Origin of the sequence: Flavobacterium channae (genome assembly GCF_021172165.1) — a bacterium.
Taxonomy (GTDB): domain Bacteria; phylum Bacteroidota; class Bacteroidia; order Flavobacteriales; family Flavobacteriaceae; genus Flavobacterium; species Flavobacterium channae.
The window spans coordinates 2751414-2770683 of record NZ_CP089096.1; the positions used below are offsets into that span (position 1 = coordinate 2751414).

Annotated in this window: 20 protein-coding genes; 7 read left to right on the forward strand and 13 right to left on the reverse strand. The window is 31.7% G+C overall.

Annotation, left to right across the window (positions count from 1 at the left end):
• The first annotated feature begins 69 nt into the window (after positions 1–69).
• A complete protein-coding gene (trpS, locus tag LOS89_RS12795; protein WP_231835629.1) occupies positions 70–1038 on the forward strand; it encodes a tryptophan--tRNA ligase in 969 nt (322 codons plus the stop codon).
• A gap of 59 nt (positions 1039–1097) precedes the next feature.
• Here the strand turns inward: trpS and LOS89_RS12800 are convergent, their stop codons facing one another.
• From LOS89_RS12800 to dprA, 3 genes are all read right to left on the reverse strand, one after another.
• Complete coding sequence (locus LOS89_RS12800) at positions 1098–1700, reverse strand: hypothetical protein (protein WP_231835630.1); 603 nt, start codon at positions 1698–1700, stop codon at positions 1098–1100.
• A gap of 31 nt (positions 1701–1731) precedes the next feature.
• Entirely contained in the window at positions 1732–4305 is a 2574-nt protein-coding gene (locus LOS89_RS12805; protein ID WP_231835631.1) for a phosphoenolpyruvate carboxylase, read from the reverse strand.
• A gap of 105 nt (positions 4306–4410) precedes the next feature.
• Positions 4411–5514, reverse strand: a complete 1104-nt coding sequence (dprA, locus tag LOS89_RS12810) for a DNA-processing protein DprA (protein ID WP_231835632.1) — start codon at positions 5512–5514, stop codon at positions 4411–4413.
• Positions 5515–5708: 194 nt separating this feature from the next.
• Between dprA and LOS89_RS12815 the strand changes: the two genes are divergently transcribed.
• Both LOS89_RS12815 and LOS89_RS12820 read left to right on the forward strand, forming a co-directional pair.
• Positions 5709–6650, forward strand: a complete 942-nt coding sequence (locus tag LOS89_RS12815; RefSeq protein WP_231835633.1) for an HU domain-containing protein — start codon at positions 5709–5711, stop codon at positions 6648–6650.
• Positions 6651–6748: 98 nt separating this feature from the next.
• Positions 6749–7261, forward strand: coding sequence for an acyl-CoA thioesterase (locus tag LOS89_RS12820; RefSeq protein WP_231835634.1), 513 nt, complete (start codon positions 6749–6751; stop codon positions 7259–7261).
• Between the two features lie 35 nt (positions 7262–7296).
• On the opposite strand, the gene LOS89_RS12825 is transcribed toward LOS89_RS12820, so the two are convergent.
• The 4 genes from LOS89_RS12825 to LOS89_RS12840 are packed head-to-tail and all read right to left on the reverse strand — an operon-like array spanning position 7297 to position 9628.
• On the reverse strand, positions 7297–7998 hold the full coding sequence (locus tag LOS89_RS12825) for a hypothetical protein (RefSeq protein WP_231835635.1): 702 nt from the start codon (positions 7996–7998) through the stop codon (positions 7297–7299).
• Positions 7995–8615, reverse strand: a complete 621-nt coding sequence (locus tag LOS89_RS12830) for a hypothetical protein (protein ID WP_231835636.1) — start codon at positions 8613–8615, stop codon at positions 7995–7997. The genes LOS89_RS12825 and LOS89_RS12830 overlap by 4 nt, the downstream gene beginning before the upstream one ends.
• A 1-nt stretch (position 8616) precedes the next feature.
• Positions 8617–9291, reverse strand: a complete 675-nt coding sequence (locus LOS89_RS12835) for a hypothetical protein (RefSeq protein WP_231835637.1) — start codon at positions 9289–9291, stop codon at positions 8617–8619.
• Between the two features lies 1 nt (position 9292).
• Complete coding sequence (locus tag LOS89_RS12840; protein ID WP_073581536.1) at positions 9293–9628, reverse strand: PadR family transcriptional regulator; 336 nt, start codon at positions 9626–9628, stop codon at positions 9293–9295.
• A 138-nt stretch (positions 9629–9766) separates the two neighbouring features.
• Between LOS89_RS12840 and LOS89_RS12845 the strand changes: the two genes are divergently transcribed.
• Positions 9767–10819, forward strand: coding sequence for a ferredoxin--NADP reductase (locus LOS89_RS12845; RefSeq protein ID WP_231835638.1), 1053 nt, complete (start codon positions 9767–9769; stop codon positions 10817–10819).
• A 42-nt stretch (positions 10820–10861) separates the two neighbouring features.
• On the opposite strand, the gene LOS89_RS12850 is transcribed toward LOS89_RS12845, so the two are convergent.
• Together LOS89_RS12850 and LOS89_RS12855 are read right to left on the reverse strand one after the other, a co-directional pair.
• The gene (locus tag LOS89_RS12850; protein WP_231835639.1) at positions 10862–11899 is read right to left on the reverse strand and encodes a glycosyltransferase family 9 protein; all 1038 of its coding nucleotides are present in this window, start codon (positions 11897–11899) and stop codon (positions 10862–10864) included.
• 10 nt (positions 11900–11909) lie between these two features.
• Positions 11910–12515, reverse strand: a complete 606-nt coding sequence (locus LOS89_RS12855) for a DUF4254 domain-containing protein (RefSeq protein ID WP_231835640.1) — start codon at positions 12513–12515, stop codon at positions 11910–11912.
• A gap of 74 nt (positions 12516–12589) precedes the next feature.
• Here LOS89_RS12855 and upp point away from each other — a divergent pair, with 74 nt between their 5' ends.
• Positions 12590–13243, forward strand: coding sequence for a uracil phosphoribosyltransferase (gene upp, locus LOS89_RS12860; RefSeq protein WP_231835641.1), 654 nt, complete (start codon positions 12590–12592; stop codon positions 13241–13243).
• Here upp and LOS89_RS12865 read toward each other — a convergent pair.
• A complete protein-coding gene (locus LOS89_RS12865; protein WP_231835642.1) occupies positions 13238–14167 on the reverse strand; it encodes a DUF6427 family protein in 930 nt (309 codons plus the stop codon). The two genes, upp and LOS89_RS12865, sit on opposite strands and share 6 nt — an antisense overlap.
• A gap of 46 nt (positions 14168–14213) precedes the next feature.
• Between LOS89_RS12865 and LOS89_RS12870 the strand changes: the two genes are divergently transcribed.
• Entirely contained in the window at positions 14214–14444 is a 231-nt protein-coding gene (locus tag LOS89_RS12870) for a DUF6341 family protein (protein ID WP_133609015.1), read from the forward strand.
• 20 nt (positions 14445–14464) lie between these two features.
• Here LOS89_RS12870 and purD read toward each other — a convergent pair whose 3' ends face one another.
• Positions 14465–15736: a phosphoribosylamine--glycine ligase gene (gene purD, locus LOS89_RS12875; RefSeq protein ID WP_231835643.1), complete on the reverse strand. Its 1272-nt coding sequence runs from the start codon at positions 15734–15736 to the stop codon at positions 14465–14467.
• A 112-nt stretch (positions 15737–15848) separates the two neighbouring features.
• Here purD and LOS89_RS12880 point away from each other — a divergent pair, with 112 nt between their 5' ends.
• On the forward strand, positions 15849–17159 hold the full coding sequence (locus tag LOS89_RS12880; protein ID WP_231837085.1) for a phenylacetate--CoA ligase family protein: 1311 nt from the start codon (positions 15849–15851) through the stop codon (positions 17157–17159).
• Here the strand turns inward: LOS89_RS12880 and LOS89_RS12885 are convergent.
• Both LOS89_RS12885 and LOS89_RS12890 read right to left on the reverse strand, forming a co-directional pair.
• Entirely contained in the window at positions 17156–17911 is a 756-nt protein-coding gene (locus tag LOS89_RS12885) for a glycosyltransferase family 2 protein (protein WP_231835644.1), read from the reverse strand. The genes LOS89_RS12880 and LOS89_RS12885 overlap by 4 nt on opposite strands.
• Positions 17911–19269: an undecaprenyl-phosphate glucose phosphotransferase gene (locus LOS89_RS12890; protein WP_231835645.1), complete on the reverse strand. Its 1359-nt coding sequence runs from the start codon at positions 19267–19269 to the stop codon at positions 17911–17913. The genes LOS89_RS12885 and LOS89_RS12890 overlap by 1 nt, the downstream gene beginning before the upstream one ends.
• Position 19270 lies beyond the last annotated feature (1 nt).

Sequence of the window (19270 nt, forward strand, 5' to 3'; positions counted from 1 at the left end):
AATAAAACTTAACTCTTTTACTTTTCCGTTTTTACATTATGGATTACATTTGCAAAAATTAGTTTAATAATGGCAAAAATTTTAACCGGAGTTCAAAGTACAGGAACGCCTCACTTAGGAAACTTATTAGGAGCAATTTTACCTGCAATTAAAATGGCAGAAAATCCTGATAATCAATCATTTCTTTTCATTGCCGATTTGCACTCAATTACGCAAATCAAAAATGGAGCAGAATTAAGACAAAATACCTATAGTACGGCAGCAACTTGGCTTGCTTGCGGATTAAATACTGATAAAGTCATTTTCTACCGTCAATCTGATGTACCACAAACAGCAGAATTGTCTTGGTATTTGAGTTGTTTCTTTCCGTTTCAGCGATTAACATTAGCACATTCTTTCAAAGATAAAGCTGATCGATTAGAAGATGTAAATGCTGGATTATTTACGTATCCAATGTTAATGGCGGCCGATATTTTATTGTATGATGCCAATATTGTACCAGTAGGAAAAGACCAATTACAACATATCGAAATTACCAGAGATGTTGCTTCGCGTTTTAACCATCAAATGGGAGAAACCTTTGTATTACCAGAAGGAAAAACAAGTGAAGAAACCATGTATGTTCCTGGAACAAATGGTGGAAAAATGAGTAAATCGGCAAACAATTTTATCAATATCTTTTTAGATGATAAAGCGCTTCGTAAACAAATTATGGGAATTCAAACCGATAGTACACCACTAGAGGAACCAAAAAACCCAGACACTTGTAATTGTTTTGCATTATATAAAATATTAGCAACTCCTGAACAAACTGAAGTAATGAGAGCTAATTATTTAGGTGGAAATTATGGCTATGGTCATGCCAAACAAGAATTGTTTGAATTGATTTTAGACAAGTTTGGTCCAATTAGAGAAAAATACAATTACTACATCAACAACTTAGAAGAAGTAGATCGTTTGTTGTTAGAAGGCGCTGCAAAAGCTGGTGAAGTAGCAAATGGTGTTTTGAAAAGAGTAAGAGAGAAGTTGGGATATTAAGAACCAATTCCTATTAAATTAAAAACCTCAAAGTTTAGATGTATAAATTTTGAGGTTTTTTATTCTTTAATGATTTCTTTTACAATCCATTTTTGGTTTTCTTTTGAAAAGGAACAAATTACATCATAACCACCATAATACTTATAAACTGAAAATCTAGCTGTATTTTCATTTTTACTAATAAGAACTCTACATAAAAATAATAAAGGGGTTTCAGAGTTCCTTTCATCTCCTTCAAAAGTGTTTTTATAGTTTACTAAATGGACTTTAAGATTGGATTTTTCAAATTCTTTTATATCTAATCCTCTAACTCCTAATGAATCAAATTTATAATTATTTTTATCCTCTTTTACTTTATTTGCAGTATATAAAGTATCTAAAACTCCAATCTCAACTTTTTTGTATTCATTCAATAAACTTATAATATTAGAAATTTTTTCATCTCTTATTTTTTTTAAATATTTCTTGTCTTCAATTTTGGTGCTATCAATTTGTAGAGATTCAAGTCGATAATACAAAAAATAGTTTTCCAATTCATATTTAGCAACCTCCGGCAACACATCACACAAAACTTCCGCTTCTAATTCTTCATAGGTTTTTTCCTTCTCAGTACAAGAAAGTAAGAAAAAAGAAAATAACGTTAACACTACTAGTTTTTGCATAAACATTGAATTTTCTTTTCAAACACAAAAACTAAGCCGAATTTCTGCTTGCATTAATATTTCCAAACAACGAACGTGTTACAATTTTTTCGTATACCTCAATTTGTTTTTCATCTGGGTTTTTGCTCTCTTTTAATTCTTTGATTTTTAATAACGCATATTGCTGAATGGTTAAAAGAGGTAACACGATTTTCTCACGAAGTTCAACGGAAGCTTTCCCGTCTGGATAGTTTTCCATTAGTTCTTTGTATCCCGAAAGTTTTAATAACAAACGTTTGGTTTCTAAAAACTCGGTGTAAATCAGTTGCCAAAATTCGCCAAACTCTTTGTCGTTTTTCATATAAGCAGTTAACGGAAAGAACGATTTGCTCAATGCCATCATACTGTTTTCTATAAGGGTTTTAAAGAATAACGAATTGTGGTATAAATCGGAAACTTTTTGCCATTCGTTGTTTTCTTCATAAATTTTCAAAGCTGTTCCTACGCCATAAAAACCAGGAACGTTTTGCTTCAATTGACTCCACGAACCTACAAAAGGAATGGCTCTTAAATCGGCAAAATTCAATTTATCAGAAGCATTTCTTTTTGAAGGGCGACTTCCAATATTGGTTTTTGCGTAATAATTCAACGTACTCATTCGTTCCAAATAAGGCACAAACATCTCGTGATTTTTAAAATCAACGTATTTCTGATAGCTAATTTCTGAAAGTTTTTGTAAAACTACTTTTTCTTCAGCCGTTAACTCATTTTCGGTTTTAGTAAATACCTGATTACTTGCTCCAGCACTTAATAAATTCTCTAAATTATAACGACAAGAATCTAAGGTTCCAAAATTAGAACTAATGGTTTGCCCTTGAACCGTAAGTTGAATTTGTTGGTTTTCAATCGTTGGACCTAAAGAAGCATAAAACTTATTGGTTTTACCACCACCACGAGCTGGAGGTCCACCACGACCATCAAAAAACACTACCTTAATATCATATTTTCTTGAAATTGCAGTTAGTGCTTCTTTTGCTTTGTATATACCCCAATTGGCCATTAAATAACCACCATCTTTTGTTCCATCGGAAAAACCTAGCATAATGGTTTGTTCATTTCCGCGTTGTTGTAAATGTTTGGCATAAGTAGGATTGGTATACAATTTTTCCATTACCTGATCCGCTTTTTCTAAATCGTCTACCGATTCAAAAAGTGGTACAATATCAACTGTAGGGTTTTGCCAACCACACAAATGGAACATACTTAGAGTTTCGAAAACATGCAAAGCACTTTCGTTATTACTAATGATGTATCGATTACAAGCTCTTTCTCCATTATTTTCTTGTATGGTTTTCATTGCTCGAATTGATCCGATAGTTGATTTTACCATTTCGTCATCAAAATCAGTAACTTCTAAATTAGACGAAACATCTGATAAAAATTGTATTTTCTCGTTTTCGGTTAAGCTCTTGTAATTTTCAGGGAAACTTGATTTTTTGTTAGCAATGATAGCATCAAAAAATTTTGCATGAATTTTACTGTTCTGACGAATATCTAATGTTGCAAAATGGAAACCAAATAAATTTAATTTGTTCAATAATAAATCGATTTCATCAATATATAACGACTGATGCTTTTCGGTTACCAATTGCTTTACTTCTAATAACTTTTGATTTAATTCTTCTAATGAAATAAATAATTCACCCTGAGAATAAAAAACAGAACGATACAACTTGCTTTCAATTTCCGCGATTATGGTATCGACTCCTAAGAAAGTAAGTTTTCGTTTTAATTTTCTAATATCAGTATAATAACTTTTTAAGATAGAAGTTCGTAAACGATCAGCAACTTTTAAAGTGATTTCCGTGGTAACAAAAGGATTTCCGTCTCTATCGCCACCAGGCCAAAAACCAAGATTTAAAATGTCGTTTTTAGGTAATTCGCCATTTAAAATGTTCTTTTGGATGTATTGCATCATGGCACCAGCTGTTTCATAAAATACATTTTCCAAATACCATATTAAACTAACCGCTTCATCAAAAGGCGTAGGTTTTTCTTTTTTAATAAAAGGTGTTTTTCCTAATTGCGCCAATAATTCTTTTATAGAATTTAAATCGTTTAGTCGGATAGCTTCGGTTAAGTCGGTTATAATTCCCAAAACTGAACCTGGGTAAAATTGTGTGGGATGCGCTGTTAAAACAGTTCGTATTTTAAAACTATTTAAAAATTCTTTTAAATCGGCTTGTTTGTTTTTTTGTTCCGCATTTTCTTTCATATCACGAAGCGAACCTCTTCCTTCCAAATTATTCACAACAGCAAAAGCTGCATCTTCAATAGCATCAAAAAGAACAACTTGTCTTTCTATATATTGAATAAAACGGAACATCAACGTTTCCTTTTCGTGCTGTGTTGGATTGTCTAAATATTTTGAAACAAATGTGTCAAAAATCTCTTCTGGGCTATGATGGTTTTTAAATCCATTTTCGCAAACCTCTGCAAACAAAGGCAACAAAACACCGGTGTTGTTAATTTCGTCGAAAGGTAAAGTGATAAAAACACTGTTATAAATGTTGTATTTTGAAGCGACACTTTGATTAAATCGCTCAATTTTTGGAAGCGTATACATGCTAAAAAATCTTTTTTACTAAAGTACTGCTTTTATTTTAAAAAATATAAATCGATTAAATTTTATAACAAAACCATAAAATTTATAACATTTTGAGTCCTAAATTTACACCAACTCAAACATCTTTCCTGGTAATGGTCTAATAATTCCTTTTAGTTCCATATTTAATAAAATGGTGGAAATCTTGTAAATAGGAAAATCGCATTCTAGTGCAATAATATCCATAAGTTCTTTTCCCGTTCTTTGAAGATAATTGTAAATGGTTTGCTCCTCTTCGGTTAATGTAATGAATAATTGTTTTTGTACTACTTTTTGTGATTCGCGTTGTAATTCCCAATTAAGGATATAAACCAAATCTGCCGCTGAAGAAAGTAGATTAGCTCGCTGTGTTTTAATCAAATTATTACAACCTTGACTGTATTTGTCTGAAATTCTCCCAGGTACTGCAAAAACATCTCGGTTGTATTCGTTAGCCAAATTTGCCGTAACCAACGAACCTCCTTTTTCGGCACTTTCTATAACAATAGTAGCTTCGCTAATACCTGCCACTATTCTATTTCTTTTTATAAAATTTTCTTTATCTGGCTTGCTCGTACTCCAAAATTCAGTTAAAAAACCGCCATTTTGTTCCATTTTTACCATGTACTTTTTATGTACTTTAGGATAAATTTGATTCAATCCGTGCGCCAAAACACCTATTGTTTGCAATCCACAATCCATCGCTATTTGATGTGCATAAATATCAACTCCATAAGCAAAACCGCTTACAATGATTGGATTTAATGGCGTAATATCTTCAATTAGTCTTTTGGTAAACTCCATCCCATAGGTTGTAATTTGGCGCGTTCCTACAATACTGATTATTCTTCGATTTTGTAAATCGATATTCCCTGCTTGAAACAAAAGAACAGGACAATCAAAGCAATGTTTTAATCTTTCGGGATAATTTTCTGATTGAAAATACGTAGTAGAAATATTTTCTTTGGAAATGAATTGTAACTCTGATTCTGCTTTTGCAAAAACCGATTTGTCTTGCAAATTTTTGATTACGACCGAACCAATTCCGTCAATTGTTTGAAGATGTGATTTTTTTGAAGCAAAAACTTCAGCGGCATTTCCGCAATTTTGGATGAGTTTTTTAGCGATTACATCGCCCACTCCTTCCACTTGCATCAACGCAAGCGTGTAGTACAAATCTGACTGTGTCATGGCGTATAAAAAATTTAATTGGCATATATAATTGATAGCAAAAATAGTAGTTTTTAATTGTAATCCAAATTATAAAATAAAAGATCGAAATTTATAACGCTTTCTTTTACAGAAACATAAGCACAATGGCGAATTGTTAATAATTTTTGTTGATAAAATTTTGATATTACTATTGATTATCTAACTTTGTTGTTATGCAGATAGAAAAACACATATCCGACTTATTATATCGTTATCAGTGCGTTACTGTTCCTGGCTTTGGTGCGTTTTTAACCGAAACTGTGTCCGCTAACGTTACTGGAAGCGCAAGTTCGTTTTTTCCACCTAAAAAAGTGGTTTCGTTTAATGTGAATGTAAAAAACAATGATGGTTTATTGGTAAATCATGTGGCATTACAAGAAAAAATGTCATACGAATTAGCCGTAGTCAAAATTGGTGATGTGGTGAACGAATGGACGTATTTGTTACAAAACCGCAATCGTGTGGTGTTGAAAAACATTGGCGAAATTTCGGTTAACAATGAAATGAATTGGGTTTTTGAACCGGCGAATACGGTAAACTATTTAACAGATTCTTTTGGATTAACTCCTTTTGTTTCTCCAGAAATTACAAGAGAAATTTTAAAACAAGAAGTAGAAGCTTTAGAAGAAAAAACTCCGATTATTTTTACTCCTGAAAGAAAGAAAGATTACTCGTATTTGAAATATGCTGCTATTTTTGTGGTGATGTTGGGCGCTGGTGGTTTTGGATATAAAACGTATTACGATCAACAAATTGAGACTAAAACTTTAGCGGTTCAGAAAAACGTACAAGAAAAAGTACAACAACAAATTCAAGAAGCGACTTTTGTAATTAGCGCTCCGGTTGAAGCCGTTGAATTAAGTGTAGCTGCTCCAGTTGAAGAAAAAATGCCTTATCATTTGGTAGCTGGTGCTTATAGAAGTGAAGTGAATGCTAACAAAGCTATTGCCGAATTAAAAGCCGCTGGTTTTGAAAATGCTAAGATGCTTCCTATAAACAAACACAATTTATATCCTGTGGTTTACGGAAGTTTCAAAAACTTAAACGAGGCTCAAACTGAAAGAAAAAACATTCAAAAATCGCACAATGCGGAAGCTTGGTTGTTAATCGAATAAAAATTTAACACTTTGCGTAATAATTATTGAAATCCCAATTTTGGGATTTTTTTTTGCATTTAATTTTAAAATTCCTCTTTATCTTTGCAAAAAAAACAATGCAACCAAAATTCCCTTCAGAATCGGTAACTACTTTAACCGACTTAGTTTTACCAGGTGAAACGAACCCATTAAACAACTTATTTGGTGGTGAATTGCTAGCGCGTATGGACAGAGCAGCGAGTATTGCCGCAAGAAGACATTCGAGAAGAATTACCGTTACAGCATCTGTAAACCATGTGGCTTTTAATAGAGCCATTCCGTTAGGAAGTGTTGTTACTGTAGAGGCCAAAGTTTCTAGAACATTCAACACTTCAATGGAAATTTTTATTGATGTTTGGATTGAAGACCGTGAATCAGGAATTAAAAATAAAGCGAACGAAGCGATTTATACTTTTGTAGCAGTAGATGAAACGGGAAGACCAATTCCAGTTCCACCAATTGTGCCTGAAACCGATTTAGAAAAAGAGCGATTTGCCGCAGCATTAAGAAGAAAACAACTAAGCTTAGTCTTAGCCGGAAAAATGAAACCAAGCGAAGCAACGGAATTAAAAGCCTTGTTTATGGAATAACAAACGAAAGCCTACTCATAAAGTAGGCTTTTTGTTTAATTGGCATTTTCTAATGCATATTCGGGATAGGTTTCTTTTAAATAGTCTTCTGCTTTTGATGGGATAATTTTAAGAATAACAAAACCCAATAAGAAAAAACAAACTACCGTTGCGCTAATAATTGTAGCTGAAATTATACCAAATTGAGCGGTATCTTCTATTCGTAATCCAAACTGAAGTGGTAATGGAATAAAACCTGTGAATGAACCTAATCCAAAAATGATGTCTTTGTACAGCCATTTTTTTCCAGAAAGCTTCGCTTCTTTTTTGTTTTTTCTTGACATTTTTACAATTCCAATCCAAAACAAGAAAGTAAAAAGCACAAAAATTGGAATTATAATTAAATAAGCATGTTCAAATTTCAACATCAACTGAACTAAAATTGCAAAAACAGTAGCTGTGCCAATTATTTTAGGAATTGTAAAAAACGACTTAAAATGTTTCCAAACCAATTTATTGTATTTTTTTCCTAAAGCAATTTGACGTTCTTCTACAACTGTCATAAACCCAAAAACCCCAAATTTTTTGAATTCCACTTGCAAAGCATCTTCAAAAGAAACTTTAGGGTTTTCTTGCCATTGTGCTTCAATTGAATTAGCCAAATGATCTACTAATTCCGTTTGTAAATCATACCATTCCACGTAATGTTGCCGTGTGAATTGGTAAAGACGTTCTATTTGTTCTGGTGTTAGTTTCATTGGAATAAAAATCGATTTTTTTGTTTAAAAGACTTCATTTCTAAATAATAAAATCGGAGAAAAGCAAAAAAGACAAATAATATACTGGAATTAAAAACAACAAAAGTTACTAAATTTTCATTAGCATTTCTATGCAGTGGATTTGCGATTTGAAAAAGTAGAAAAATGATTGAAAAATTTCTATCAATGTAATAGAATTTCTTTCTTTTAGTTAGTAAAAAATGTGAAATGCCAAATATTAAATAAGTTATAATTATGAATAGATAAAGATAATTTGAGTATACATTTAACCCATATATATTAGAAAAAAAATAAACTATAGAAAAAATACCTATTGCTAAAAGTATCTGAATTGGTTGAATTGAAAATAAGACAAACTTTTTCAAAGGTTCTTTAAAATATAATCCTTCTTCTTTATTTCCTTTCAAAATTTCCTTCTTATTCGTCACCATATAACTTTTGAAAGCATCATAAAAATCTAAATTTTCGGTTTGCATTTTTCGCTCTACTGCCGTCGCTACATGGTCGAGCATTTCCATGCGAATGTCGTAATAAATGACTTCGCTGTTTTTTAGGTAGTTGTCTATAAATTTTATGTTTTGTGAGGTCAACATCATCTTAAACAAAAATTTGAGTTTTTAATTCCTCTATTGTTTTCTTTCTAATTTCTATGTAAACCAATAAAGAAATCAAGGAAAAAGTGAAAACTGATGTCATGAATAATCGCATTAGAATATGATTGAAATCGAGGGTTTCTTTGCCTAAATTGTAGATTAATTGTGTAATATTAACCCCTGCAAAAGACAAAAAATACATATTACTTAAAACCTGTGTCTTTAAAACATTCAATTTGTTTATTTTTCTAAATTTCCAAAAATAAACAAATTGTAATATTGCCAATAATGCAATAAAAACAATGCAATTGATGTTGATTTTTTTAGGGTCATCAAAAAAGCCCAAAAAAACAAAATAACCTACAAAAACAGACAAAGTCATCACAATTTTAGGAAATGTAAAATATTCCTTAATCATTTTGTTGTTTTGCCTTCTGGCTTGATTTTGTGCTAATTTTAGTTTTTCATCCATCATGCCTTTAAACCCTTTTTTGCCAAAGCCTTCATTTTTCGCTTGTACCACAGCATCTTCAAAAGAAATCTCTGTTTTTTCTTCCAAAATAGCTTCCACACTCAAAATCATGTGGTCTAAAATTTCCATATAGACTTCATAATATTTAATGTCAAAACTTTTGATGTAGTTCTCTATGTAGGTGATTTGTTCTTCTGTCAATTTCATCTTAATAACTCAATTTAGGATTTACAATCGTTTGCATGTTTTTGATGAATTCTTCCAATTCGGCTAAACGATTTACGGTTTCTGTGGTGCCTTTTTCGGTAAGCTTGTAGTATTTTCTTAGGCGATTGTCTACTTTTTCCACCTCAACATCCAGTAAACCCTCGGCTTCTAATTTGTGTAAAGCAGGATACAAAGCACCTTCGGTGATGTTCAATTCTCCCTTTGTAATTTCTTTTACTTTCTGCGTAATTTCATAACCATACATTCGGCCTTGCTCTTCTAAAAGCTTCATAATGATGGTGTTTAAACTACCTTTATATAATTGTGAATTTTTCATAAATCTAAAATTTCAAAACAAATATATACATAATTTTCTTATGTATAATATTCTTAAGTATATTTTTTTGACCTCTATTTTCTAAATTCTATCTTCTATTTTCTTGATAAATAGTATTTTTGTAAAAAATAAAATACCATGTCATCATTTTATAAATTAAGCATTAAAGAAATCATCAAAGAAACAGCCGATGCGGTTTCGATTCTTTTTAATGTTCCAGACGAATTAAAATCATATTACCAATTCGTTGCAGGACAATATGTAAACTTAAAAATCACCCTTGACGGACAAGAAATTAGAAGAGCATATTCGATTTGCTCATCTCCAAAAAGTGGCGAATTACGAATTGCTGTTAAAGCCATCCAAAACGGATTCTTCACTAAGTTTGCCAATGAAAAATTAGCGGTTGGGAATGTAATCGAAGTAGGAACTCCAGAAGGAAAATTCACTTTCGAACCAAAAGCAGAACGTCAAAAAAATTACGCGGCTTTCGTGGCGGGTAGCGGAATTACACCTGTTTATTCGATTTTAAAATCGGTTTTAGAAGAAGAACCAAATAGTACTTTTGTTTTGGTTTACGGAAATAAATCAGAAAAAGATACCATTTTCCACAACCAATTACATGATTTACAGTTACAATATGTAGGACGTTTGTTTGTGCAATATGTGTACAGTCAATCAACGGCTGATAATGCTTTATCTGGTCGAATTGATAAATCAACGGTGAATTTCATCTTGAAAAACAAACATGCCGAAATGGAATTTTCAAAATTTTATCTGTGCGGACCTGAAGAGATGATTAATTTGGTTTCGGACACTTTAAAAGAAAATAATATTTCCGATTCAGATATTAAATTCGAATTATTCTCTACCTCTTCAAGCGAAGGAGAAACAGTTGTAAGCGCCGATGGTCACACTAAAATTTCAATTTTAGTTGATGATGAAGAAACAACTTTCGAAATGAGTCAAAAGCAAACATTATTAGAAGCGGCTTTGAAACAAGGTTTAGATGTTCCGTATTCTTGTCAAGGTGGAATTTGCAGCAGTTGTATTTGTAGAATTACAGAAGGTGAAGCGGTCTTGAAAAAGAACCAAATTTTAACCGATGCTGAAATTGCAGAAGGTTTAACTTTAGCATGTCAAGCGCATCCAACAACAGCTACTATTAAGATAGATTTTGATGATGTATAATCGTTGAAATTCCAAATAATAAATTCTAAATTCCAATTTTATCTAGGTAAGATTGGAATTTATTTTTTCAATAACTTGAGATGGCAAAATCGTTCGCATCACATCCTTATAACCTTCCACTTTTTTATTTCCATAAATAGAAGTTGGTAATAATGGATATTGAGTTCTATCTGAAGTCAAACAAAAATCATCGAGTTGATTGAATGGTTTAAAACCAGCATAAGGATGTGTGGCGCCCCAAAGTGTTATCACTTTTACACCCATCATCGCTGCAATATGTGCATTTCCGGAATCCATGGAAAGCATAACGTCTAAATTAGAAATCACTTCTAATTCTTGCTTGAATTTTAGTTTTCCAGCTAAAACAATTACATTTTCGTGTTGGTTTTGTAATTGATTTAACAATTGAATTTCTTTGTCGCCTCCACCAAATAAGAAGATTTTTTGGTTTTTATTTTCTGCTAAACCATCAATTACTTCTTGCATTAAATCAATTGGATACACTTTACTTTCATATTGAGCAAAAGGCGCAATTCCAATCCAATTTTGGTTTTTATTTCCAGTAATTAAGATGATTTCATCCGACAGATTTGCTTTTTTAGGAAATTTAGGACTCGTTAAATCAACTGAAAATCCAAGTTGCTTGAACGTTTCAACATGTCTTTCAACCATTGATTTTACTGGAGCAAAAACTTTGTTGGTTAAACTGGTTAAGGCTTTCTTGTCAGTTCTTCCTTTATCGGTTGCGGCGACTTTTTTTCCGCTTAAAGCGAATAAGGTTCGAACAACTTTAGAACGAAGTACATTGTGTAAATCGGCAACTACATCAATATTTAATTTTCGCAAATCGGAAAATAATCGAAGTAATCCGATAAAACCTTTGTGATGTTTATTCAAATCCACACCAAAGAAATTCACATTTGGAATTCCATCAAAAAAAGGCTGAAAAAAAGGTCGTGAAACTACTGTGATTTTTACTTCGGGATATTGCAAAACTAAGGCTCTCAACACAGGAACTGTCATAGCAACATCACCCATGGCTGAGAGCCTTATTACCAATATGTGTTTTGGTTTAGACATCAAACGATGACTATTTTTTATTTTGATACAACACCGGATTTAACTCCTCGTCGTTGTACATTTTCATTTGTTTATACACTTTCATGTATTTGTCACCCGCTTCAATTTCTTCGATTAATTGACTGATTGACGTAAACATATCGTTCTTTTGGTCTAACAATACATTCAATTTTTCTTGACATTTTGCTCTGTGTTCAGCCGTAGCTTCAGCACGAGTTGCTTCTTCGTTCATGTGATAAATTTTCAAAGCTAAAATCGACAAACGGTCAATTGCCCAAGCTGGACTTTCTGTATTGATTTTTGCATTTGGTTTTACCTGAACATCTTTGTATTTATCTAAGAAATAACTATCGATATATTCCACCATATCCGTACGAACTTGGTTAGAAGCATCAATTTTACGTTTTAAATCTAAAGCGGCAACCGGATCAATATTTGGATCACGAACGATATCTTCATAATGCCATTGCACCGTATCTACCCAGTTTTTTGCAAACAACAAATATTCAATTGTCCCTTTTTCATAAGGATTTACAACTGGTTGATACACATCGTCAATAATGTGATACGTTTTGATACTTTGTTCAAAAATGGGAAATGCAAATTCAGCAAACATAATTATCTCTTTTAAATTGATACAAAAATAGCGATTTTTTGTACTTTTATCCTGAATTACAAAAAATAAAATCGATGCACATTCATTATATCTCCGAACAAAACAGTATTCTTAATCATTTTTTAGCTCAAATTCGTGATGTGAACATCCAAAAAGACAGCATGCGTTTTCGAAAAAATATTGAACGTATTGGAGAAATAATGGCATATGAATTAAGCAAAACACTTGATTATAAAAACATCGATGTGCAAACGCCTCTTGGCATCAAACACACAACAACTATTGCAGAACCTGTCGTTTTATGTTCGATTTTACGTGCTGGTTTGGCCTTGCATCAAGGTTTTATGAGCTTTTTTGACAACGCAGAAAACGGATTTGTTTCTGCTTACCGTCATCATTACAACAACGATGATAAGTTTGAAATTTTAGTAGAATATCAAGCAGCGCCATCATTCGAAGAAAAAAATTTAATTTTAATTGACCCGATGTTAGCCACTGGACAATCATTAGTTGCAGTTTTACACAAATTACATTTGGAACAAAAACCTAAAGAGATTCATATTGCTGTTGTTATTGCAACTCCAGAAGGAATTGAATATTTAGAGAAAAACGTTCCTTCAACTTGTCACTTATGGGTAGCGGCTTTGGATGAAAAACTAAACGAACACAACTACATTGTTCCGGGTTTAGGCTATGCTGGAGATTTAGCTTACGGAATCAAATTATAATTGCATCACAAAGAAGAAAATTCCCAAACCTAATAACGCATAAACTACAATTTCTTTCACCCAATTGTTTTCGATTTTCTCTATAAAATTGGCTCCAATTATAGCTAAAGGTCCGAAACAGAACGCTAAACATCCGTTGTTTTTATTGGCAGAAAGTAAATAAATTCCAACTCCAAGAATAAATGAAAACAAAATGGTTTTGTGAGACGATTGCATGTTCAGAGCTTTATTTGGTATATCAAAAACATGCGTTACAAAGAAAAACAAACTTATTGAGGTAAATAAGGCCAAAGCAATTCGTTGGTAAACATTTTCGAAATAATAAAAATCAAAACTGATATACGTTTTATCTAACAGTGTACTCAATAGTGTATTGTCTAAAATACTATTCGCTAGAAAGAACAAAATGGTTACGGCAAACAAAGCGATGAAAGGAATAATCCAATTTCGGTAATCTTTTGAAACGTGAAGGATAATAGCTATGAACACCAAAACAATGTAAAAAATACTCCAAAAGTGAAATAAAGCCGCTAGGAAAATCCAAAACGAAGCATCAAAAATTTTCTCTTTTGTTTGCAATAAAGATTTCAAGGAAATTAATCTTCTTAATGCTAAAAGCAATAAAAAGTTAGAAATAATGATGTTTTTATTCTGGAAAATAGAGGAAAAGAACAAAAGAAAAACAAAGAATAAAAATAACGCATAATTGTTTCCTTTGGTTAATCCGTTCTTAAGGGTAATGAAATTTAAAATGAATAATGACCCAAAAAGTAATAGATACAAACCAAATTCTTCAGCATAATAAATCCAATTAGCATTAGGTTGTGCTAACGCAATTATCTTCACAGAAAAGAAAAAAAGCGATAGAATACCTACTACTAAATAATTAAATGGTCTTGTTTTACTAAAAATGCTTGCTAACATCCGAATATTTTATATTTTTGTGGTGTAAATATAATACTTTATCAAAATGAAATCATTTTTTGAAGGAATACAATCACTTTTCGTAGATTTTTTATTCTTACCAATGGATTGGTTAAGAGAACTAGAATTAACTAATTGGTGGACTGCAAATATCTTAAACTGGATTTTTATTATTATTTGTTGTGGTGCAATGACATATTGGATTAAGCAATTAAACATCTTCAAAGCAAACAATGAAGATGAACAAGATACTACTGCACACTCATTTTTAAAATAATCTTAAGATATTAGCAAGGATTATAAATCCTTACCAATATCTCTTCTAAAATACATCTTATCAAATTGTAGTTTTGCTATACTTTGATAAGATTTTTTTATGGCTTCTTGAAAGTCATTTCCATACGAAGTTACCGCAATTACACGACCTCCGTTAGTTACCACTTTTCCGTTTTCTAATTTTGTTCCGGCATGAAATGGAATAGACTCGGTCATATTTTCTAAACCGAAAATTTCTTTTCCTTTTTCGTAATCTTCTGGATAACCTCCTGAAACAACCATAATCGTTGTAGCTGCTCTTTCATCGATTTCCAAAGTAATTTTATCTAATTCTTGATTTCCGATGGCTTCAAAAATTTCAACTAAATCACTTTTTAATCTTGGCATCACCACTTCTGTTTCTGGATCGCCCATACGAACATTGTATTCGATAACCATTGGTTCGCCTTTCACGTTGATTAATCCAATGAAAACAAATCCTTTGTATTCAATTCCGTCTTTTTGTAAACCTGCGATGGTTGGTTTTACAATTCGAGTTTCGATTTTTTCTAATAAAACCGCATCGGCAAATGGAACTGGAGAAACCGCACCCATACCGCCAGTATTTAATCCTGTATCGCCTTCTCCGATTCTCTTGTAATCTTTTGCTGTTGGTAATACTTTATATGATTTTCCGTCGGTTAAAACGAAGCAGCTTAATTCGATTCCGTCTAAAAATTCTTCGATAACTACTTTTGAACTTGCTTGTCCAAATTTAGCTCCAACTAACATATTTCGTAATTCGGTTTTCGCTTCTTCTAAATCCGATAAGATTAAAACGCCTTTTCCAGCAGCTAATCCATCTGCTTTTAAAACGTATGGCGCTTCTAAAGTTTCTAAAAATTTACAACCTTGCTCTACGGTTTCTTTAGTGAAACTTTCGTAACGAGCGGTTGGAATGTTGTGTTTTACTAAAAACTCTTTAGCAAATTCTTTACTACCTTCTAATTGTGCACCAACTTTTGATGGTCCAATTACAGGAATATGGTTAAGTGCAGCATCATTTTTGAAGAAATCGTAAATTCCTAACACCAATGGATCTTCTGGTCCAACTACTACCATTGCTACTTTTTCTTGTAGAACAAAAGCTTTAACAGCATCAAAATTATTTGGGTTTAAATCCACATTTTTTGCGATGGATGCTGTTCCTGCATTTCCAGGAGCAACAAAAAGAGACGTACATTTTGAAGATTGAAGCATTTTCCAAGCTAGTGCGTGTTCGCGACCGCCAGAACCAAGAAGTAAAATAGTCATTTTGTGTGTTGTTATGTTGTTTGGCAAAAGTACTATTTCTTAAGAAGAAAGAAAAAAGAAAAAAGAAGAAAGATTATTTTCAGATTTATTACTTTTGGATAAATTCCAACAAATGTTCAACTTGTTTCATCTTTCTTTAAAATTAAGCGGTTTTCCGATTGTGAAAGCTCAGGCTGATTTTGAGAAAATTCTACAAATTTCAGAGGCAGATTATCCCAATTATCTCGAAACTAAAAAGCGAGAAATTGTAGAATTTCATTTGAAAAACAATGCTTTTTATCAAAATTTAGTTGGGAAAAATTCATTTAAGAATTGGGATGATTTACCCGTTTTGAGCAAAAAAGATTTACAAAAACCTTTAAAAGATAGACTTTCCAAATGTTATTCTGAGAAAACTGTTTTCGTAAATAAAACTTCGGGTTCGAGTGGTGATCCGTTTGTTTTTGCTAAGGATAAAGAAGCGCATGCTATTACTTGGGCTTCGATTATTCATCGTTTTGGTTGGTATGGTGTTGATTTTAATTCGTCGTATCAAGCGCGTTTTTATGGAATTCCGTTGGATTTTATTGGGTACAGAAAAGAACGTTTGAAAGACTTTTTAAGCAAAAGATATCGCTTTCCAATTTTTGATTTGTCGGATACTATTTTAGATGATATTTTGGAACATTTCAAAACCAAAAAGTTTGATTACATCAATGGTTATACGAGTTCAATTGTGCTTTTTGGCAAATATTTACAAGCACGAAATATCATTTTAACTGATGTTTGTCCAACATTGAAAGTTTGCATGGTGACATCGGAAATGTTGTTTGAAGAAGATAAAATCTTGCTTGAAAAACACTTAGGAATTCCAGTTGTGAATGAATATGGTGCTTCGGAATTAGACTTGATTGCTTTTCAAAATCCAAATGACGAATGGCAAGTAAATTCAGAAACCTTATTTGTGGAAATTTTAGATGAAAACAACCAACCTGTTCCGTATGGAAAAGAAGGAAAAGTGGTGATTACTTCCTTGTACAACAAAGCACATCCTTTTATTCGTTATGAAATTGGCGATGCTGGGATTTTGGATGAAAAAAGCACATTGAAAAAACCCATTCTGAAAAAATTAATTGGAAGAACCAGCGATGTGGCGCTTTTACCAAGTGGAAAAAAATCACCAGGATTAACCTTTTACTACGTAACCAAAAGCATTATCGAAGACGATGGAAACGTAAAAGAATTCATTGTGCGTCAAACGAAATTAGATAGTTTTGAGATTGATTATGTGAGTTCGGTGGAATTGACTTCAGAACAAATTCAAGAAATTGAAAAAGCAATTGCAAAATATTTAGAGCCAGGATTACATTTTACTTACAACCGAAAAGAAGTTTTGAAACGCACAAAAAGAGGAAAATTGAAGCAATTTCAATCACTACTTTAATTTCTATACTTCATAAAACCGCGATACATCCAATGTAACATATAGTAAGCCGATTGAAAAACATTCAATTTTTCAACTTCTCTATAAAATTGCCATTGGTATTTTATTAAATCAGTTTTTTTTCTGGAAAGTGAATTTTCTCTAATTCTGTAAATCGCTTGTGTTTCTTGAATTCCGTAAGCAAATGGAATTACTTTTAAATAATTCAACCACAATCCCATATCTTGACGTTTTCGAATTAATGGCATGTATTTCTTTCCTAGTTTTTTTATATCTACAAAAGCAGTTAAGCAACTAATAGAATTAGATTTTAAAATATCGGTATAGGAAACCTTATGAGGTACTATAAAATCAGAATACACAAATTCTAATTTTTCATTGGCTCTTTTGTAAGATGAAAACACAAAAGGAATTCCAGTTTCTTGAATGGTTTTGATATTGTTTTCGATGAAGGTTGGGAACCAAATATCATCGGCATCAATAAACGTCATATAATCTCCAGAGGCTTTTTCAATTCCTGTATTTCGAGCCACAGCAGCACCAGAATTTTGGCTTAATTTATGAAATTGGATACGGTTGTCGTTTTCGATAATAGATAAAACTACTGTTTCCGTTTCATCAGATGAACCATCATCTACAATAATCATTTCCCAGTTTTGATACGTTTGATTTTGTACCGATTGAATGGTTTCAGCAATAAATTTTGCAGAATTGTAGGACGGCGTAATTATGGAAACTAAAGCATGATTCATCAGTAGGCTTTTTCCTCTCCTTTAAAAATATTAACTACCGTTTGAATAATAATCTTAATGTCCATCAACAAAGACCAATTTTCTATGTAGTAAACATCGTATTTTATTCGATTTATCATATCATTATCGGTTTCTATCTCACCCCTACATCCTTTTACTTGTGCCAAACCTGTAATTCCTGGTTTAACATAATGGCGCACCATATATTTTTTTATTCGATTTCCATAGTTTTTATTCTGAGACCACAAATGAGGTCTTGGCCCTACAACTGACATATCGCCTAATAAAACATTAAAAAACTGTGGTAATTCATCGATACTGGTTTTTCTAATAAAACGACCTATACGAGTTACTCTAGGATCATTTCTCGATGCTTCTTTTTCTGTTGTAACATTAACTTGCATCGATCTAAATTTATAACACAGAAATTCTTGCTCATCTAATCCTGGTCTGCTTTGTTTAAAAAAAACAGGTCCTCTAGATTCTAATTTTATTAACAAGGCCATTAAAGGCGTTAACCATGATAAAACTAATATAATTACAAATAGAGAAAATATAAAATCAAATCCTCTTTTAAAGTTTTTTATTAAAGGGTCGTGTAACGCTGTTTTTTGAAGCGATAACACAGGAAAAAGTTCGTAATAATCAATTTTTAAATTTTTGGAAAAAATTGCTTTAGAATCTGGTATAAACTTCAGTATAATATTATTCTCGTCTCCAAATTCAACTAAACTTTTTAATTTTTCATTTGAAATTTCATTTAAAGAACAATAAATTTCATCAATCTTGTTTTCTAAACAATATTGTTTAATTTCATCTGTTTTACCAATGATGTTCTCATTTTCTTTCTTGTCGGAAAAAAAACCTTTGAAACGATAACCATAATCAGGTCTTTCTTCAAATATTTTTTTCAAATCTGTTGCTTCGTTTGAATATCCTATAATTATAGCATTTCTAAAATTGTTTCCAGTAACTATTCTATATTTTTTTAAATAATAGAAAAACAAACTTTTGATGACAATTATAATAGAAAACAAACTGATTGAATAGAGAGCAATTGCTTTACCACTAAATATAAATTCTTTATTAAAAGGAAAATACGCAATTATAAAAAGAACAAAAATGACACTTTGCTTGGTAATCTTACTTAATATTTCAACAGGCGTAGTAAACCTGTAAACTTCATAAAATTTTGAAAAAAAAGAAATAATAATCCAAACACAAAATAGATATATTGCGAAAAAAATATAATCAATATTTAAACCTTTATAAAAAAAAGGGATTAATATTAAAATTAATAACAAATCCGTAAATATACTTATAGGTCTAATATATTTGGAATATCGTCCTTTTTGCATA

Coding starts and splice junctions, on each gene's coding strand:
- purD (WP_231835643.1), bottom strand. CDS start 15,736: ATGACTATTTTACTTCTTGGTTCTGGCGGTCGCGAACACGCACTAGCT.
- LOS89_RS12835 (WP_231835637.1), bottom strand. CDS start 9,291: ATGAAATTGACAGAAGAACAAATCACCTACATAGAGAACTACATCAAA.
- LOS89_RS12865 (WP_231835642.1), bottom strand. CDS start 14,167: ATGTTAGCAAGCATTTTTAGTAAAACAAGACCATTTAATTATTTAGTA.
- LOS89_RS12870 (WP_133609015.1), top strand. CDS start 14,214: ATGAAATCATTTTTTGAAGGAATACAATCACTTTTCGTAGATTTTTTA.
- LOS89_RS12855 (WP_231835640.1), bottom strand. CDS start 12,515: ATGTTTGCTGAATTTGCATTTCCCATTTTTGAACAAAGTATCAAAACG.
- LOS89_RS12880 (WP_231837085.1), top strand. CDS start 15,849: ATGTTCAACTTGTTTCATCTTTCTTTAAAATTAAGCGGTTTTCCGATT.
- LOS89_RS12800 (WP_231835630.1), bottom strand. CDS start 1,700: ATGCAAAAACTAGTAGTGTTAACGTTATTTTCTTTTTTCTTACTTTCT.
- LOS89_RS12820 (WP_231835634.1), top strand. CDS start 6,749: ATGCAACCAAAATTCCCTTCAGAATCGGTAACTACTTTAACCGACTTA.
- LOS89_RS12840 (WP_073581536.1), bottom strand. CDS start 9,628: ATGAAAAATTCACAATTATATAAAGGTAGTTTAAACACCATCATTATG.
- LOS89_RS12805 (WP_231835631.1), bottom strand. CDS start 4,305: ATGTATACGCTTCCAAAAATTGAGCGATTTAATCAAAGTGTCGCTTCA.
- trpS (WP_231835629.1), top strand. CDS start 70: ATGGCAAAAATTTTAACCGGAGTTCAAAGTACAGGAACGCCTCACTTA.
- LOS89_RS12830 (WP_231835636.1), bottom strand. CDS start 8,615: ATGATGTTGACCTCACAAAACATAAAATTTATAGACAACTACCTAAAA.
- LOS89_RS12890 (WP_231835645.1), bottom strand. CDS start 19,269: ATGCAAAAAGGACGATATTCCAAATATATTAGACCTATAAGTATATTT.
- dprA (WP_231835632.1), bottom strand. CDS start 5,514: ATGACACAGTCAGATTTGTACTACACGCTTGCGTTGATGCAAGTGGAA.
- LOS89_RS12845 (WP_231835638.1), top strand. CDS start 9,767: ATGTCATCATTTTATAAATTAAGCATTAAAGAAATCATCAAAGAAACA.
- upp (WP_231835641.1), top strand. CDS start 12,590: ATGCACATTCATTATATCTCCGAACAAAACAGTATTCTTAATCATTTT.
- LOS89_RS12815 (WP_231835633.1), top strand. CDS start 5,709: ATGCAGATAGAAAAACACATATCCGACTTATTATATCGTTATCAGTGC.
- LOS89_RS12885 (WP_231835644.1), bottom strand. CDS start 17,911: ATGAATCATGCTTTAGTTTCCATAATTACGCCGTCCTACAATTCTGCA.
- LOS89_RS12850 (WP_231835639.1), bottom strand. CDS start 11,899: ATGTCTAAACCAAAACACATATTGGTAATAAGGCTCTCAGCCATGGGT.
- LOS89_RS12825 (WP_231835635.1), bottom strand. CDS start 7,998: ATGAAACTAACACCAGAACAAATAGAACGTCTTTACCAATTCACACGG.